At 52.2% G+C, this 17,428-nt stretch carries 13 protein-coding genes; 1 reads left to right on the forward strand and 12 read right to left on the reverse strand.

Annotated features, from left to right (window positions below; translation table 11 throughout):
- Positions 1-10 precede the first annotated feature (10 nt).
- The 7 genes from QU597_RS17350 to QU597_RS17380 all read right to left on the reverse strand — a co-directional run bounded on the left by QU597_RS17350 (position 11) and on the right by QU597_RS17380 (position 8,916).
- The gene (locus QU597_RS17350) at positions 11-1,585 is read right to left on the reverse strand and encodes a glycoside hydrolase family 43 protein (RefSeq protein WP_310829117.1); all 1,575 of its coding nucleotides are present in this window, start codon (positions 1,583-1,585) and stop codon (positions 11-13) included.
- A gap of 455 nt (positions 1,586-2,040) precedes the next feature.
- Positions 2,041-2,943, reverse strand: coding sequence for a dienelactone hydrolase family protein (locus QU597_RS17355; RefSeq protein ID WP_310829118.1), 903 nt, complete (start codon positions 2,941-2,943; stop codon positions 2,041-2,043).
- 19 nt (positions 2,944-2,962) lie between these two features.
- The gene (locus QU597_RS17360; protein WP_310829119.1) at positions 2,963-4,321 is read right to left on the reverse strand and encodes a glycoside hydrolase family 28 protein; all 1,359 of its coding nucleotides are present in this window, start codon (positions 4,319-4,321) and stop codon (positions 2,963-2,965) included.
- On the reverse strand, positions 4,305-5,462 hold the full coding sequence (locus tag QU597_RS17365; RefSeq protein WP_310829120.1) for a glycoside hydrolase family 88/105 protein: 1,158 nt from the start codon (positions 5,460-5,462) through the stop codon (positions 4,305-4,307). The genes QU597_RS17360 and QU597_RS17365 overlap by 17 nt, the downstream gene beginning before the upstream one ends.
- Positions 5,463-5,499: 37 nt before the next feature.
- A complete protein-coding gene (locus QU597_RS17370) occupies positions 5,500-6,426 on the reverse strand; it encodes a pectinesterase family protein (RefSeq protein WP_310829121.1) in 927 nt (308 codons plus the stop codon).
- Positions 6,427-6,511: 85 nt separating this feature from the next.
- Positions 6,512-8,014 carry an extracellular solute-binding protein gene (locus tag QU597_RS17375; protein ID WP_310829122.1) on the reverse strand — a complete coding sequence of 501 codons (1,503 nt, stop codon included), beginning with the start codon at positions 8,012-8,014 and terminating at the stop codon, positions 6,512-6,514.
- A gap of 44 nt (positions 8,015-8,058) precedes the next feature.
- Positions 8,059-8,916, reverse strand: coding sequence for an ABC transporter permease (locus QU597_RS17380; RefSeq protein WP_310833347.1), 858 nt, complete (start codon positions 8,914-8,916; stop codon positions 8,059-8,061).
- A gap of 383 nt (positions 8,917-9,299) precedes the next feature.
- On the opposite strand from QU597_RS17380, the gene QU597_RS17385 reads away from it, so the two are divergent.
- Positions 9,300-10,184, forward strand: coding sequence for a carbohydrate ABC transporter permease (locus QU597_RS17385; protein ID WP_310829123.1), 885 nt, complete (start codon positions 9,300-9,302; stop codon positions 10,182-10,184).
- Between the two features lie 132 nt (positions 10,185-10,316).
- Here the strand turns inward: QU597_RS17385 and QU597_RS17390 are convergent, their stop codons facing one another.
- The 5 genes from QU597_RS17390 to QU597_RS17410 form a co-directional block, all read right to left on the reverse strand.
- Positions 10,317-12,563 (reverse strand): helix-turn-helix domain-containing protein, encoded by a 2,247-nt coding sequence (locus QU597_RS17390; protein ID WP_310829124.1) that lies wholly within the window; start codon positions 12,561-12,563, stop codon positions 10,317-10,319.
- 542 nt (positions 12,564-13,105) lie between these two features.
- Positions 13,106-13,897, reverse strand: coding sequence for a PHP domain-containing protein (locus QU597_RS17395; RefSeq protein ID WP_310829125.1), 792 nt, complete (start codon positions 13,895-13,897; stop codon positions 13,106-13,108).
- 29 nt (positions 13,898-13,926) lie between these two features.
- Positions 13,927-14,763, reverse strand: coding sequence for an energy-coupling factor transporter transmembrane component T family protein (locus QU597_RS17400; protein WP_310829126.1), 837 nt, complete (start codon positions 14,761-14,763; stop codon positions 13,927-13,929).
- Complete coding sequence (locus tag QU597_RS17405; RefSeq protein ID WP_310829127.1) at positions 14,747-16,498, reverse strand: ABC transporter ATP-binding protein; 1,752 nt, start codon at positions 16,496-16,498, stop codon at positions 14,747-14,749. Before QU597_RS17405 ends, QU597_RS17400 begins: the two co-directional genes overlap by 17 nt.
- Complete coding sequence (locus QU597_RS17410) at positions 16,491-17,375, reverse strand: DUF8171 family membrane protein (protein WP_310829128.1); 885 nt, start codon at positions 17,373-17,375, stop codon at positions 16,491-16,493. Before QU597_RS17410 ends, QU597_RS17405 begins: the two co-directional genes overlap by 8 nt.
- Positions 17,376-17,428 lie beyond the last annotated feature (53 nt).

The following is a 17,428-nucleotide window of genomic DNA, read 5'->3' on the forward strand; positions in this document are numbered from 1 at the left end:
TTCGTATGTTCTATTGATCTTTGCCTTCATACCGGAAACGGGAAAAATCGGCGTAGCTTCCGGCGAATTGCCCCATGTCATGCGCAGCAATGCCGACGAAATTGCCGGTAAATCCGCCGGAGAGGAAGCCGAGCTCCTGCTTCGAGTACAGCGGGGTCCACTCCGCTTCATCACCGGTACGATAGTAGAATTGCCCGGCAGCGCCCTCAGCCGATACAGCCAGATGAACCGGCTTATCTCCGGTAAGCGGGATAGCTTCGGGTTCATAGCTGAAGCTATCCGCAGCGCATTTCATCAGCCGCAGCACCCGGCCCTGCTCCTGCTCGTATGTTACATAGGCATAGAGATAATTCTCGTCATTTAAATACAGCATCAGTCCGGCCATCTGCAGATAATTGCGCGGTTCATATTCAAGTGTCGTCTCTGCACGGAAGCTGATATCACTTTGCCGGATGGCCAGGATATGATGCCTGAACAAGCTTTGCACCGATTCTCCTGCCGTGATCCGGAGATAACCGGGCCGCTCCTTCAGCGAGCACCAGCTGTCGTCTGCGAGAATCCGCAGTGTATTCCACTCTTTCTTCAGCTGCGGACCGTCAAAGCTGTCTTCAAACAATTTTGCTCGGACCGGTTCTTTCGCGGCGTTCACGCCGTCCGGTGCCGGAAGCTCCAGCTGCGGCTCATTGCCGCCGGCGCTGAGCCGCAGCCAGCCCTCTTCGTCCCAATACACCTGCTGCAGCGCAGTCTCACGCCCCAGAATGGCATATTTCCCGTCCACCGGACGGGTACAGAGGTGAGCCATATACCACTGCCCGCCCGGCGTCTGCACCAGGCTGCCGTGCCCGGCACACTGCAGCGGCAATTCAGGATTATTCCGCGAGGTGAGCATCGGATTAAGCGGATCTACTTCATAAGGGCCAGCAAGCTCCGGGGAACGGGCCACGGTTACCGCATGACCTGAACCCGTTCCGCCTTCGGCGGTGATCAGGTAGTAGTAGCCGTTTTGTTTGTAAATATGCGGCGCCTCGGTCTTCTTCAGCGGTGTACAGTCGAACAGCTTGACCGGCTGGCCGGTCAGCTTCTGCTCCGCAGGGTCATACTCCTGCATCACAATACCGCTGGATTTATTACCTTCTAGAATGCGGTAATCCCACAGGGCATTCAGCAGCCATTTGCGGCCGTCAGTATCATGGAACAGGGAAGGATCAAAACCGCTGCTGTTCAGATAGACCGGCTCCGACCACGGGCCCTCCATAGAAGGTGCCGTCATCAGATAATTGTGGCAGTCTTTGAACGGGCGTTTGGTACTCTTAACATCCGTATACAGCAGGTAGAACAGATTATCATGATAGCTGAGCTGCGGCGCCCAGATGCTGCCGTTCTTCGGATTCCCCCTCAGATCAACCTGTGAGGTAAGAATATCTGTACAATGCTCCCACTCTGCCAGATTGCCGGACTGGTATACCCGGATTCCGGGCAGCCACTCAAACGATGAGACAGCAATATAATAGGTCTCCCCGACACGCAGGATACACGGGTCCGGATTAAATCCGGGCAAGACCGGATTTCTGATAATAGCAGTCATTTTATAGTGCCCACCTTCCAAAATTCTTGTATAGCAATTTCTTTTGTAAGGAAAACGATATTAATAGTACATAGAGTGAATAATCTAAGTGGAATTTCTCCACTTCGTTCTCTCTCAAGCACCAGCATCAAGAGGTTAGTTGGAAAATCTCCATTTAATTATTCCGAATTCACCTATTGAGCAGGATATGAACCGAATTAAATGGAGAAAATCCATCTAAAACCTCTAAATCATCATAATTTCTTAAATTAGGTGGACGAAATCCAACTACCTGCTCGGAAATACTTTTCTGAAGCGTAATGAGGATGAAAACCTTTAGTTTCAATGAATGTTAAGGACGATAAATTCATCAAGCCGTTCAATCAATAACATCCCTATTTATCCCAATCCCGATCATGCTTCCCCATCAATTTCCGGAAGCTACCGAAAGCTTTCGGGCTCCTCCATAAGTTCCCCTACAGATGCTCCGCCAAAAAAGACTGCCAGGCCACACGCATTTCCAGTGTCTCCATATGGCCTCCGGTAGCCGTAACATTCTGCCAGTGCTCCGGATGCCCGGCCTTCCGGTATGCTTCGGCAAGGCCATCCGCGAGCAGGCTGACCCCCTCGGCTGGACACATCCGGTCGCTCCTGCCGTTCAAGCTCATCCGCGCCCGCGGAACAATCCGCTGCTGAATGTCCAGGGTCGTATAATACTTAAGCAATCCGGGGACGTAAGAGTAGAAGCCGTGATGATCCAGCCCCCGCTTGGCGATTAAGGTCTGGGCATCTACCTGCCCGCAGATATCGACCGTTACCTTGATCCGTTCATCCAGTGCAGCCAGCCACCAGGCCATAAGGCCGCCCATGGACATGCCGACCGTTCCGATTCTGGAAGCATCGATGTCGGGGCGGGAACACATATAATCCAGCATCCGGCGGCTGTCGTACAGCATCATACCCCACAGGACTTTCCCCTGCCAGAGCATTTCCTTCACCAGTTCGCTTTCACTCTTGCCGCCGCGCTCATTGAAGCCCCACATGTCAATGCAGCAGACCGTGTACCCCATATCCGTTAGTGTCTTGGCAAACGAAGGCTGCTGCAGATACGGGCTGCTGCGGACCAATTCCTTGCGGCCATTCGTGTAGTCCCCGCCATGCGAGTGATTGAACAGCACAAGCGGAAAGGGGCCATCCCCTTCAAGCGGCTTCGCAACAGAAGCCGGTACCCGCTCTACTCCGTTCAAATCAAGCAGCAGCGATTCCAGGCGGTAGCCTTCATGAACCTCCTGTTTCAACAGCACCGAATTAATTGGTCCTGGTCCGGGCTCAGGCAGATCACCAAGCAGAGCTTCTAAGGACACTTTTTCACCTGTCATATAATCCACCATCCTATCCTTATAAATTCAGATCAGCTTGGGAGAGCGTTACCCGTTCCACCAGCTGCTCCGGCTTGCATGTATTTCGGGACTGGCAGTGAATAAGCTCCACCTCGTCCCCGTTCTCAATATAAAAAGCGGGTCCTTCATGATTCTCTACCGTAACTTGCTGAAACTTCACTTCCCGCACATTGCCGAGGTAGAAGCCGCGGTTCTTCATACTCTCCATGCCGGTCATCATATCCGGGTGACCCGGGACCGCTTTCTCTGCCATAGAAATATCCACGTTGCAGAAAGTAACTTCGGAAACATACTGCTCTGCCAGGCCGTACAGAAAGCCGGCGGAGGCGTGTACGTTCCGTGCAGTAATATTGGCAAAATGTATCCGCCGGAAGCAAGGTGTCTCATCGGTTACCGGGTACGGGTTCTTATCCCAGACGTACTTCTCCTTGCCGCGCGGCCCGCAGAAATAATACAGGTTCATCGTAAACGGACAGAGTACTTGGTCCATAACAATATTAGAGATGCGAATGTCTTCGATGATCCCGCCCCGGCCGCGCCGGGACTTCATGCGGATGCCGCGGTCTGTCTCTTTGAAGATGCAGTTGCTGATCACAACATTGCGGATATCTCCGCTCATCTCGCTGCCGAGTACTACACCGCCGTGTCCATGGGCCATCGTACAATTTGTAATCGTAATATTCTCACAAGGAATCCGTTCCTTCGTATCCTCGGTTCCGGCCTTAATGGCAATGCAGTCATCCCCGACGTCAATACTGCAGTTGCTGATGCGCACACCAGAGCAGGACTCCGGATTGATGCCGTCCGTATTCGGAGAATCCGCCGGATTCAGAATGGAAACATTGTCCACCGTAATATTGCTGCACTCTATGGGATTAACCGTCCAGCTGGGTGAGTTCTGCAACGTGACGTCCTTAATCGTTACCCGTGCACAACGGTCGAAGCTGATCAGCTTGGGGCGGGGATACTCCAGCTCCTGGCGGCGGTTCCGGAACAAATCCCACCATGGCCCGCCGTTGCCTTCAAGGATTCCGCTACCGGTTATCGAGATATTAACAAGGTCGCTGCCGTAAATACAGGAAGCATAGACCTGCTGGCGCACACCTTCCCATCTGGATTCTACAACCGGATAATCGGCCGGATCGGTACTGAAGGAGAGGATCGCGCCGGGACTTAAGTTCAGCTCAATGTTGCTCTCCAGCAGAATCGCGCCGCTCAAATAACGTCCTGCCGGAATATACACGGTCCCGCCCCCGGCCTTACTTGCCGCCGCAATTGCCTCATTAATCGCTGAGGTCGCCAGTACTTCATTGTCCCGCTGCGCTCCAAAATCTGCAATGTTATATACCTGCTGCATGTGATCCTCCCTTTTCCGCAGCCAGCCGCCCTGCTCTTAAATGCTCATATTCACCGCAAGCCTGGAGAAACGCACCCAGACCCTTCTGGTCATTGGTAATAATCGGCTCACTGATATAATAGGAGTACGTTCCGTCTCGTCCGTCAGCACCGCCCAGCCCGGCGACCTGGCAGTTTTTGTTCAGGTTGACCCAGCCTTCTTTGGTCTCCAGCACAAATTCCGTAATAAGTCCTGCATAAGCACGATCCAGCACAGCATTCCAGTCCGCATCCAGTACGCCTAAACGGATACCTTTGCCGATTGCATACACGATCATACTGGAAGCCGATGCTTCCAGGTAGTTGCCTTTACGCTCTCCGAGATTAACCACCTGATACCACACACCGGCTTCGACATCCTGGAATTTCTTCAGGGCGGTTAAGGTATCCCGCAATATGCGTACCAGTTCAGCATAGTCTGCATGATTCTCCGGCAGCATCTCCAGCACATCCACCAGCGCCATCAGATACCAGCCCATAGAGCGGCCCCAGAAATTCGCAGACAGCCCCGTTTCCGGATTGCACCAAGGCTGCACCTTCTGTTCATCCCAGGCATGGAACAACAGCCCGGTTGCGTGATCTTTGGTATGCTTTTCGCACAAAATGAACTGCTTCGTCACATCACTCAGGTCCCCGCCCTCTTCAAAAGCCAGCAGATACTGCAAATAGAACGGAGAGCCCATGTACAAACCGTCCAGCCAAATCTGATACGGATAGATGCTCTTATGCCAGAATGCCCCCTCGCTTGTCCGGGGATGAGTCCGCAGCTGCTCCCGCAGGGAATCTGCCGCAAGCCTGTATTTCTCGAGGCATGTCTCCGTATACAGCGTGAACAGCAATTTGCCGTTGTTGATATGGTCGATATTGTATTCGTCCTGACGGTATCCGCGGATGCTGCCGTCCTCCTGAATGAAGTAATTCATATTGTCAGCGATGTAATTGAAGTATTTACGATCGCCGGTCTGCTTCCACAGCAGCTCAAAGCCCTTCAAAACCACTCCGTAATCATAAGACCATTTCCCGTTGTAGCCTTTATCCTGATACAGCCTCGGCAGACGTTCCATGATCGATTCCGCCGTTCTGACAGCCCACTGTTCGCTCATCTGCTTACCTCCTTAATATCGTAAAAATAGAAAATACTCAGCGCGTCCAGTCCGTATCTCCGCCGAAGACAGCCTCCAGCGAGAAACTCCCTGCCTCATGCTCCAGCAGCTGCTTAGACCAGGAAACACGGGCATTCGTATCCGCGCCGGGTCCGTCATTGCCATACTCGGCATAATGTACCGTATGATTCACACTGGGCTTGCCCCAGTCGTCCCAGCCCTCGCGGCGGATATGCCCGCCCATCCAGCAATCCATAAATACCGTCCGCGCATAGTCGCGCCAGGGTCTTCCCAGATACACACTGTTTGCAGCTGCATCACTGACCATCCTGCACCGGTGAAACACAAAACCTGCTTCTTTATCCTCCGGCGTAGCGGCTGCGGTAATATAGCCGTTGATTTCCTTTTGCACATTCAGACTGATGATTTCACATTCCTCAAAATACGCTGTTGCCGAGCCAAAAATAAAATCGATATCGCCGGCAATCCGGCAATGCTCAAAATAATTACGTCCGCTTCGGTTCTGCTTCTCTTCCTTCGGTTTTGCCAGATACAACGTATCCTGGGCCGCCAGGAACGAGCAATTCTTAAACACAGCTTTGTCGGCATCCACATACAGCGCCACCGCCTGGCCAACCTTGCCGCTCTCCCCCGCTGTATTCTCGAAAATAATATTTTCCACCCGGATATTGTCACCGGTAATGTAAGTGCTGCACGAGGCATATGTCCCCATCGGCGCACCGTCACTGCCCGGCTTCGGCGCATAGTCGTCATAAACCAGTCTAACTTCACCTACACCATACAGACGTAAGTCCGGTTTATGAATCCGGAGCTTCTCCTTATACACTCCCGGTTCAATGAACAGAACTGTTTCCTCTGCAGCCCCCTCCGGGATGCTGTCTATTGCTGCTTGAACAGAGGTGAAGTCTCCTCCGCCGCTCTTGCTGACCCAAATCGTTCTCATCTCTTCCCCTCCAGGAACACATGCCGCTTCTCCGTCAAAACGAACCCACCTGTGAAGGGTGGGCCCGCCTGTACCAGCGTAATGCTTACTTCTGGGTCAGCTTATATGCCGCTTCGTACTCTTCAGTAATTTTGGTACCGCCCGAATCCTTCCAGGTCTGTACCGCTTTCTTGAAGTCCGCTTCGGTCGCTTGTCCCATAATGTATTTGAACGTAGCATCGGTGATGATCTTCGCCAGCTCTGTTCCTTGTTCATTGTTCGTGGCCGAATCCAGCGGAACCGTAGGATCGAGGACAGCAAACTTGTCATTTTCACGGATCAGCTCATTCGCCAGCTGCTTCTCCGGATTGGCATCCTTGAGCGTGTAAGCAATTTCGCTTGGTCTGCTGGAGGAGAAAGGCTGAACATCGGCCTGCCATAGCTCGGTATTCAGAATTTTATAAGCGCCGTTCTCATCATATTCATAGTGTGTGCCTTCAATACCGCCGGTCATCAGCATAAATGCCTCTTCATCGATCAGGTCATTGACGAACTGCAGCAGCCGTTTCAGCTCCGCTTCGGTTTTGACTTCCGATTTCGGGAATGCCATCAGACCGCCAACCCCGCTGCCTTCTGACCAGATGTGATACTGTCCGTCACCGTTCGAAATTTTGTTCACCGGCACGAGTTCAAGACCTTTCTGCAGATCCTGCGCCAGCGTTCTCAGACTGGAAATATCGACCATACCAGTGTAAATTCCGGTTTTACCTTGGGCGAACTGCTGCTGCTGGTCGGTTTTGGCGGTAACGGCGAAGTCCTGGGCCAAGTATCCGTTTTCATACAGCTTTTTGGAAAAATTCATCGTTTCAAGATATTCCGGAGTATCAAATTCCGGTGTGAACTTGCCGCTGTCATCCACTTTCCAGCCGTTTGGTGTGCCGAAGTACGAACTGAGTGTTTTGAAGCTGCTGTATCTGAGGTCAGATCTGTCGCCGAAGCCAGTCGTGTCGTCAATGCCGTTACCGTCCGGATCATCTTCCGTGAAGGCCCGGGCAGTTTCGTACACTTCATCCAAGGTTGCCGGAACAGGCAGTCCAAGCTTATCCAGCCAGTCTTTGCGGAAAATCAAGCCGGAGCGCGCCAGATTCTTCTGAAACGGAACCCCGTACAGCACCCCTTCGATGGACGCCGCAGCGCGGATTTCCGGTGCGATTTTGGCCAAGTTGTCATAGTCTTCGATGTAAGGGCCGACATCCCAGAACAAGCCCGATTTCAGGGAGCTTCTCACCGAGGAGTTCGTCATCATCGTCAAGGTTACGATATCGGCAAGCTCGCCGGAAGCCAGCGCTGTAGTAATCCGTTCTTCCTTGGAAGCGTCGGGAACCCAGTTGAAGGTGAGCTTCGTATTAGTGTATTCCTCAAGCAGCTTCTTAATGGTATCTGTAGGAGGTGAAGCCGTGTGCAGGATATTCAGCCAGGTTATCTCCAGTGGCTTAGTTTCATCCGCTACAGCAGCATTTTTGGCCGTTTCTTTATCTCCACCGCACCCCGATAGCACCGTGGTAAGTAAGGTAACACTTGCAAACAGACTGACCCATCTTTTTGTCATAACACTTCTCCTTTGAATAAGTTAGTAGATTCATAGACACTGCCTTAATATACGCCGTCTTCGCCCATTCTTTTAGCCAGCCTGTTGGAGGCCATGACCAGGATTAAACCGACCACACCTTTGAACAGCCCTACCGTAGTGCTGAAGCTTAATTGTCCGTTCTTCAAGCCCGCCGTATAAATGTAGGTGTCAAAAATTTCGGCCACTTCGCGGTTCAGCGAATTGAGCAGCAAATACATATGTTCAAAGCCAAGATCCAGCGTGCTGCCGATTTTGAGAATCAGCAGGGTAATAATGACTGGACGGATGGCCGGCAGTGTCACATGCCATGTTTTGCGCAGACGGGCAGCGCCGTCCATTTCAGCAGCTTCATATAGCTGAGGGTCAACTACGGTAATGGCGGCCAGATAAATGATGGTGGACCAGCCGAGCTCTTTCCAGATGATCTGCCCGATATAGATCGTGCGCAGCCATTCCGGGGAGGTCAGGAAGCTGATTTTTTTGCCGCCGAGACTGGCGATTAATTCATTGATGACGCCGCCGTCCACAGTCAGGAATACATAGGTAATCGAAACAATGATAACCCATGACATGAAGTGGGGGATGTAGACAATCGTCTGAATCCAGTTTTTCAGGTGGCGGTTCCTAAGCTCATTCAACATTAACGCCACGATAATTGGCAACGGGAAGAAAAGCACAATGTTCATAGCGAACAATATCAGTGTGTTGCGCAGCAGCATCATAAAGGTAGGTTCGGTGAACAGCCGGATGAAATGCTTGAACCCGACCCATTCGCTGCCCGTAATTCCGAGGAACGGCTGATAATCCTGAAATGCAATCACCAGCCCGCCCATGGGCATGTACTTAAATACGATGAAGTACAGCAGCCCGGGCAAGATCATCAGATATAAGAGCTTGTATTTCTTTACTGCAGACAGGACCGCTGTGCTTTTCCTCTTTTCCAGGTGCAGATTTGCTGGTGCGGTGATACTTGAAACTTTCACTTGTCAGCCTCCTTTGGTCATTCGGGGATTACGCTCTCTAGACTACGGAACTCCAGAGATTACGTATATAATCATTATGTGATTAACATGCCCCGGACCCTTTTGGCTGCAGTGTTTGCGCTTTCTTGACCTCCTGTGATGATTACGGCCGAAGATAATGATTATGTGCGGATTCAGGCGATCTGTAAGGCTGTGCGGCGAACACCTCATGCCCGGATTATATACGTAATTTGGCCCTCTTGTTACGATTGAGAGGTAACCGATTACGAGGAGGATATGAAATGAACCACAGCTCACGAAGAAAAGAATCGCTCGGCAGCCGCGTATTTTCGATTGCGAACGCCACCCTATTGATTCTGATCGCCCTTGCCTGTCTCTTACCTTTTGTAAACATTATCGCCAGTTCCTTCGCGACCACCCAGGAAGTGATTGCGAAAAAATTCATTCTGTTCCCGACTACCTTTTCACTGGATGCCTACCGCTATATCCTATCAACTCCGACGATCTTTAAAGGTCTGGGCGTGTCCGTAAGTGTCACCATTGCAGGTACGATTGTAAGTATGATCCTGACTGCACTGATGGCCTACGGCCTGTCCAGAAGGTATCTGCCGCTCCGCAACACCATTAACTTCATTGTCGTGTTCTCCATGCTGTTCAGCGGCGGGATGATCCCTACCTTTCTCGTTGTCAAATCTGTCGGGCTGATCAACTCCTACTGGTCCCTGGTTTTCCCGGTCGCAATCAATGCTTTCAATATGATTATCATGCGTAACTTCTTCCAGGCCCTGCCAGACAGTCTGGAGGAATCGGCCAAGATTGACGGAAGCAATGACTTTGGGATTTTCCTGAAAATCATGCTGCCGCTGGCCCTGCCGTCCATTGCGACCATCTCCCTGTTCTATGCTGTAGCTTACTGGAACACGTACATGAACGCCATTCTCTACATTAATGATTCGGTAAAATGGCCGATTCAGGTACTGCTGCGCCAGATCGTTATCGTCTCCAGCGGGATGCAGGCCGAAGGAACATCGGTCGACATTATCCCTCCGGCCCAGACCATCAAGATGGCAGTCATTGTCGTTGCCACGGTCCCCATGCTGATCGCTTATCCTTTCGTCCAAAAGCACTTCACCAAGGGTGCCCTGATGGGAGCTGTAAAGGGTTAGGATTTCATCTCACATAAGTTCATCCATATAGTTATAAAAGAAACGGTACCGCCTTATCCTAAGGACGATACCGTTTTTGTGTTACCGGGCGAACTGTACATCCACATCCGCTTCTGCTGTGGACAGCCTGCATTACGCCCCCTGCTGTAGCTTGCGGTAAGTGCCCGGAGTCACCTGTTCTTTCTTGCGGAAGGAACGGATGAAATTCTGCGGGTTATGATACTGCAGACGCTCGGCAATCTCTTTGATCGTCATATCTGTCTCTGAGAGCCACTTCTTCGCCATCTCCAGCCGGTAGTTCATCAGATACTCACTGAACGCTGTTCCGTATTCTTTTTTGAAGATGCTGCTCAGATAATTGGGGTTATAATGCAGCCGCTCACCGATGCTCTCCAGCGTAAGCTCGCAGTCATATTCGGCAGCAACGATGGCGGTGATTTTATCAGACAGGCAGCGGAATTGCTTGCTCATCTTCTCTTTCATGGTATAGGTCATCGGATAGATAACCTCCTGGACCAGCAGGCGTTCAATCTCTTCCGGATTGCGGATATCCAGTACCCGGTGGTACAGCTTATTGTTGTCCTGGGTCAGCAGGACCTGGATGCCCAGATGCTGCTCCAGCTGAATCAGGTTGTTCACCAGACGTACCAGCATGACCTCAAAGTTCAAGGTGCTTTTGTTCTTACCGATCAGCTGGGCCAGGAAAGGATAGAGCGCCTCGGCAACCTGCTCTTTATCCCCCAGGCGGATGGCGTTAAACAGCTGCGATTCCAGTTCCGCCGGATAGTGGAGCAAGACCGGACCGGAAACGACCATGGAGATATCTTCATAAAAGATGATCGATTCCTTGCCGAGATTCAGACGCTGATGCAGCGCCTGCTTGCCCATCTCACAAGCCTCCTTGCTCATCAACAAATCTGTATAAGACTTGCTGATGCCGATGCTGATCGGGACCTTGAGATAATTCCGCACTGCCTTCAGCAGTGCAGTCGCATAGTCCAACAGCTCTTTGTTCAGCTCCTGCTCGCTCTGCTCCCGGAAAGTTAGTATCGTAGCCTGGGTATCATCGTTCAGAATGATAGGCAGCATCCGCATCTGCTTCGGAATGACTTCCTCTACCATTTTGTTGATCGCCAGCAGCAAGATGTCTCTATTAGTGGTCCCTTGCTCACCCAGGCTGTCCAGCTGTATCAGCATCGCGGCATACTTCCCGTTCCCGTTAGGCGCATAACCAAACCGCTGCAGGTTCTTCTCCAGCCCCTCCGGGGTGACGCGGCCCCTGAACAGGTTAAGAATCAGCTGGGTCTCCAGCTGCGGCATTTCAGCTTCAATCAAGCTCTCAAGCGACTCCTTCTCCGAAAGAATGGTATCGATGGAATGCATAATGTACTCGATCTCATTCTTGGCGGTATCCGCCTGGGGAACGATGGACAGGCTCCGCTTAATCTGCTGGATGGGCTTCGTAAAATATAACGCGATTAAATAAGCTACAATCCATATCAGGAGAATCGATAACAGCCCCAGGGCATAAAGTCCGTACTTTGTCATTTTGAGCGTGCCGGCAATCTCGTCCTGGTCCAGCACCGTGAGATAAATCCAGTTATTATAGGAGGACTTGGCATAGAGCAGCTGAAGTGGATGAGAGTTTCCTGCATCCAGCTTGACTCTGCCATTCTCTTCGCCGGAGGCAATCGTTCCGCTGAGCTCCTGGAACTGCCCGGCAGTCAGGCTTTCCGCTCCCGGCCCGGATTGATACAGCAGCTCTCCTGATTTATTGAGGATATAAACCTGCGAGCTCTCCTCGGTCTTAATAATGTTATCCAGCGTATATTTCGAAATATCGGATAACGCGATCGCCTGCTTTTTACTGGAGAACACCGGGAGCGTGTTGACGAAGCGGATGCCATTGTCGGTCTTGATCCAGAACAGGCTCTGATCCTGATTGTCGATGTACTTCTCACGCAATTGCTCGACATCCGCTTCTGTCAGGCTGGTGAGCCGCTCATTCATAATCTGCCAGTTCTGTTCCAGACTGATCAGGGAATATTCCGTGCCCTCCGCAGTCATGGAAGCGATATAATTCAGCTGGGAATTGACGTTACGGTAAGCCACGAAGTCTTGAATCGTAATCGGATTCGTAACTACCTCCTGAAAGGAGCTTGTTGTACTATAGGTGTTGAAGGCATACTCAATACTCTGGATTTTATGCTCCAGGTTGTTCTTAATCTGCTCAATATAGCTTTGTTTGCTGCTTGAGAACTGACTGTCTACGGATTGGATCGTACTGATATAAATATAGCTGCCGAAGCTGGCAACCAGCCCTACACCAAGGATAAGGATCGGAATAAAAATCCCGTAAAACATTCTTCCTTTTCTCATAGCGTTTCCCCTTTAGTTTATACTCCATGCTAATAATTATAGCGCTTTCATAGAGGGGATTCCATGATTTTTTTAACGTGTGCATCAAATCACACCTTGTATATCCTGTTTGCATGCTCTTATTGGTAACGTTAACAATCGGGGCCTATGCTTCTCTTCATCGGGAATAACACCTTATCAATATTGGCTTCATTCGATCAGGAAATTTGCAGTTCATCGCTTAAAGACTACAGAATTCCCATTAAATCCAGCGATTGCTTGTTCATTACTAATGAAGACTCATAGAAGTAAGGCAAAATCATTGTTAACGTGTTCTATCTTAATAGACAAGCGTGAAAATCATGTATTTCAACCAATTCATCCATTATATTATTATAAATACGTTATATAACAATCGGTTCCTAAATCTATTAAAAAGCAGCAAAGCCGCGGCTTCCCCCGTTATCGGAGAACCGCGGCTTCATCTATAGGATGTACTATGAGCTTCTTCTGCGCCCTTTGCTCCTGCTAATCTCGGCTTCGGGATACTGAACGTCAATCTTCTAGGCGCTATACTCCGCTTCCTCGTCCCTTGATGGAGCCTCGCCGTGCATTTGCTTGAGCAGCTTCTTCATCATGATCGAGCCCTTCACCTTTGTGTGCAGGCAGGGTGAGACTTCGATCGAATATTGTCTACGGTTTACCGCTGCTTTCAATTCCTCAACAGTGGAGCAGTCCAGCTCCAGCCGGTTCACGACACTGCCGTATTGCAGGCATTGGTGGCTGTCACTGCCGGCAATGACAGGAACCCCAAGTCTATGGGCAAACGGCTGAATAAGTGCCCGGTACGTGTCCGCCCCCTGCATATAAATATCTTTGGCATTCATATCAAAAGCGTCCAGCCGGGCCAGCAGCTGCGGTTCCAAATGGTGCAGAGGCGTAGAGGTACGGAACGGATGGGCACCGATTTTCCATAATCCGTGGCGGTCCGCAAGATCCAGCAGCTCCTCAAAAGGGATGAATTCCCCTTCCCGGGTGTGTCCCTCCAGCGCGGAACGGACAGACAGGATATCCTCCTTCAGCCCGATCAGCAGAATATGTCCGGTCTCGGCGATATCCACTTCCATCCCGGGAAAAATGCGGAGGCCATCCGCCTCATAATAGTGGCCGTTGTAGGGGTACAGCCTATCCAGTGTCTCATACATTCCGAAGAAATTCGATGTATTGAAATGCTCGGTCAGCGCCAGTGCCTGGAGCCCGTTCGCCATAGCCTCGCTGACCATTTCGCGGAAATATTCTACTGAGAAATCGGATTTTTTCGACAGCTTGCCATGGGTGTGCAGATCAATATTCATAAATGGATGACACTCCTTAGTTCCTGGGATTAGTAGATCAGATTGGGAAACACGGTCCCCAAAGGAAACAACAGGCCGACATATACAGCGGAGAATGCGGCGAACAGCCAGTCTCTGCGCTGCATCGCCAGGTAGGACAGGCGCAGCTTTTTGACCTGCGGATTATTGACCGCATAGGTGTAGCCTCTGGTCTCAAGCGCTTCTACGGTGGTCCGTGAGCGTTTGGCCGTATTCAGCATCAGCGGATAAAAGACCAGCACGAGAATCCGCAAATAATAGGCGGCGGTGCGCATGTAGAGGAAACCGTGCTTGAGCGGCCTTTGGCCTCTAAGCCTGAACGAGAGCAGGATCTGATGAAATTCCTCCAGCAGCGTAGGCAGAATACGGTATCCGTAAGACAGGCTGAAGGCAAAAGCATCCGGGACACCCAGTGCGGACAGTCCGTCGCTCAGCCGTTCGGGGTCGAGACTGGAGAAGACGGTAATGCTCGCCAGTGAAATAACGGAGAGCTTGAGCGTAAGCGTCAGCATCGGCAGCAGCGATTCCGCCCCTCCCCCAAAAAAGAGCGACAACAGAAACATCCAGCCGATCTGGCTGACCAGACCCAGACAGAGGATAAACACAATGTAGGGGCTGACCCGCGAGAGTACCGTAGTTACCACCATAAATACAAACATGCCAAGCAGAATGGTCCGGTTATACACAAACCATGGGGTAACGGCGAAGAACAAATACCAGATCAGCAGCATACGGGGATCAAGCCTGCCCAGAAAAGTACTGCTGCTGTTATAGGCTGTACCCAGAAGTTCCAGCTTGATCTGCTCCACCGATATGCGGTTAAGCGCCCGTTTAACGGCTTCCACCATGTACAAGCTCCTCCTTCCTCCATTCGGACCGGGCAACGAACTCCTCCAGGCTGCAGCAGATCCGCGGCAGCTCCAGCAGCCGGCTCATTTCCATCAGCTGGGTTTCAGCCAGCCCGGCACGCCGCAGCAGCTGCCCGTCGGAGAAGATTTCATCCTTACCGCCGTCGGCAAGGATTCTTCCTTCGCTCATCACGATAATCCGGCTGGCCCATTCGGCCACCAGCGCCATATCGTGTGTCGCAATGACAACTGTCTCGACATGGCCGCGCAGAGCCTTAAGCACCCGGGTCATCTCCTGCTTCGTTGATATGTCCAGATTGGCCGTCGGCTCATCCAGCAGCATGACTGCCGGACGGACGGCAGCACCAATCGCCAGCGACACCCGGCGCTGCTGCCCTCCGCTGAGCAGCCGGGCATCCCGCCCGGCCAGCTCCTGGAGGCGGAAGGCCTCCAGCATGGCCTCTACTCTTTCATCCCTATCCGTTAGTCCTCTGGCCTTCAGATAATAAGCGATCTCACCGCGTACCGAATCATCAATAAACATATCTTCAGGGTTCTGGAACACATAAGAAGCGATGCCTGCCAGCCGTTCCGGGGGCAGGCCGTTGACAGTGATGCCTTTGACCTTCACCGTTCCGCCTGTAGGAGCGGTAATTCCGGCTATCAGCTTCATGAGCGAGGATTTGCCCGCCCCGTTATTGCCGATCAGTGCCACACGCTCCCCGGAGTACAGCTTCAGGCTGATTCCGTTCAGCACAGGATGGAGCGTTTTGTGGATCGTCCGGTAAGACAGCCGGATATTCTCCATGTCTACAACCGGCTTCGCCTCAGGGGGAGCAGACTGTAAGTCACTTATCTGCGGCAGCGCCGATGTTGCCTGGATATCCGCCGGAGACAAGCGGCGCGTGAAGCAGCGCCGTCCTTCCTCGCTGCTCAGCGGATAAACAGCTGCAGCCTGCAGGTCCGGCTGCAGCAGCCAGGCCGCCCGGGTGACATCGGGCGGGTAGATGCCGAGGCTCAGCAGCTCCTCAACTGATCCTAGCGCTTCGCGCACCGGCTTCTGCCAGCGCAGCATCCCCTCATCCATCAGCACCACCGTGCGGCAGTATTCCGCAATGAACTCGGCATGATGCTCGATGACGACAATCGTCTTGCCGTGCTGCTCGTTCAACCGGCGCAGAATGTCATAAATCTGCCGGGCATGCTGCGGATCAAGCTGGGCCACCGGCTCATCGATGACGAGAATGTCCGGGTCCATGGCCAGCGCTCCTGCTAATGCCAGCAGATGTTTCTGCCCTCCGCTGAGCTGCCAGATGAATTCACGGCCCATGCCGTGAAGCCCCGTCAGCTCCAGCGCCTGCATTCCCCGTTCCCGGTAATCGGGCAGACCGTAATTCAGCGGTGTAAAGCACACATCATCCATCACCGTCGGACGAACCAGCTGATTCTCAAAGTCCTGGTAGACATAGCCGATATGCCTGGACAGCTCGCTGACGCTTTTCCCCTCCGCTGACTCTCCCAGCAGCATAACCTCCCCCTCGAAATCGCCGGTGTAGTAATGCGGGATCAGACCGTTGAAGCATTTGCACAGCGTCGATTTGCCGGAGCCATTGCTGCCGATGACGGCAACGAAATCCCCCTTCTTGAGGCTGAAGGATACCTCCTGCAGCACCGGCACCTCCGCGCCGGGATAGGTGAAGGATACATTCTTCAGTTCCAGTACCGGCTTATCCATCCAGCTGCCCCGCTTCCTGCCGCCTGCGCGAGGCACGGCGCAGGGTGAAGACGATGGCCAGTGCCGCAATCAGCGCCGCAGCCAGCATACTGACCCAGATCAGACTGGCTTCATGGGATTCTGCTCCCGGCAGCTCAAACTCGCCGATGCTCCAGCCCGATTCCGACAGCAGCTCTGCACCAAGGGCTACCAGGGCCAGCAGGATTCCGCCGGCTGCCAGCTTCGGAGACAGCCGGTTTCCACCGCCTGATGCATACTGCATATTCCGTTCGCGCGGCTTCATGCCAAGCAGTGGTTCGATTTTGCCATACAGCCGCGGCACCAGATACATGGTCGGAAGCAGCGCGAACAGTATACCTGAGAACAGCACATCGTTCAGGAACCCGACACCCTCGATAATCACAATACTTTCCGCCAGGCCTTTAACCGCTTCGAGCTCCTCCACACCGACCCACACCTTGACAATGTCGATCACAGAGCTGCAGAACTGGTGAATAGCTACCCCGCTGATCGCAGCAATCCCGACCTGTCTGCGGTTCTTCGGATCGGATACCATCCGGCCAGCGATGTACATTGCCAATGAGAAGGTAATGAATTTCTCCAGCTCCCCCAGCCCGCCGAACTGGCCCAGCATCAGCTCGCCGAAGATGACTTCTCCGACCGCCGCCCCCACGGCAGCATACAGCGGATGAAACAGCATACACAGCGTCAGCGGAATGAAGGCAAAATACTCAACCGACAGCTCAACCGGCCCCAGCTGCACACTCGGGATCAGCTCCGTGAACATGTTGGACAATCCGTAGAGTGACATGGACAGCACAAAAATCATCATTTTCTGCGACTGGGTAAGGGTATAGCGCTTTTTCAAGGTACTCATTACTTCGTAGCCCCCTTCAGGAATTTAACTTAAGTATAGGGAGAGCATGTCAG

Origin of the sequence: Paenibacillus pedocola (genome assembly GCF_031599675.1) — a bacterium.
Taxonomy (GTDB): domain Bacteria; phylum Bacillota; class Bacilli; order Paenibacillales; family Paenibacillaceae; genus Paenibacillus_AQ; species Paenibacillus_AQ pedocola.

Bases quoted from the DNA above. Each gene is read 5' to 3' on its own strand.
- QU597_RS17390 (WP_310829124.1), bottom strand. From the start codon at position 12,563: ATGAGAAAAGGAAGAATGTTTTACGGGATTTTTATTCCGATCCTTATC.
- QU597_RS17350 (WP_310829117.1), bottom strand. From the start codon at position 1,585: ATGACTGCTATTATCAGAAATCCGGTCTTGCCCGGATTTAATCCGGAC.
- QU597_RS17360 (WP_310829119.1), bottom strand. From the start codon at position 4,321: ATGCAGCAGGTATATAACATTGCAGATTTTGGAGCGCAGCGGGACAAT.
- QU597_RS17370 (WP_310829121.1), bottom strand. From the start codon at position 6,426: ATGAGAACGATTTGGGTCAGCAAGAGCGGCGGAGGAGACTTCACCTCT.
- QU597_RS17385 (WP_310829123.1), top strand. From the start codon at position 9,300: ATGAACCACAGCTCACGAAGAAAAGAATCGCTCGGCAGCCGCGTATTT.
- QU597_RS17400 (WP_310829126.1), bottom strand. From the start codon at position 14,763: ATGGTGGAAGCCGTTAAACGGGCGCTTAACCGCATATCGGTGGAGCAG.
- QU597_RS17355 (WP_310829118.1), bottom strand. From the start codon at position 2,943: ATGACAGGTGAAAAAGTGTCCTTAGAAGCTCTGCTTGGTGATCTGCCT.
- QU597_RS17405 (WP_310829127.1), bottom strand. From the start codon at position 16,498: ATGGATAAGCCGGTACTGGAACTGAAGAATGTATCCTTCACCTATCCC.
- QU597_RS17410 (WP_310829128.1), bottom strand. From the start codon at position 17,375: ATGAGTACCTTGAAAAAGCGCTATACCCTTACCCAGTCGCAGAAAATG.
- QU597_RS17380 (WP_310833347.1), bottom strand. From the start codon at position 8,916: ATGATCTTGCCCGGGCTGCTGTACTTCATCGTATTTAAGTACATGCCC.
- QU597_RS17365 (WP_310829120.1), bottom strand. From the start codon at position 5,462: ATGAGCGAACAGTGGGCTGTCAGAACGGCGGAATCGATCATGGAACGT.
- QU597_RS17395 (WP_310829125.1), bottom strand. From the start codon at position 13,897: ATGAATATTGATCTGCACACCCATGGCAAGCTGTCGAAAAAATCCGAT.
- QU597_RS17375 (WP_310829122.1), bottom strand. From the start codon at position 8,014: ATGACAAAAAGATGGGTCAGTCTGTTTGCAAGTGTTACCTTACTTACC.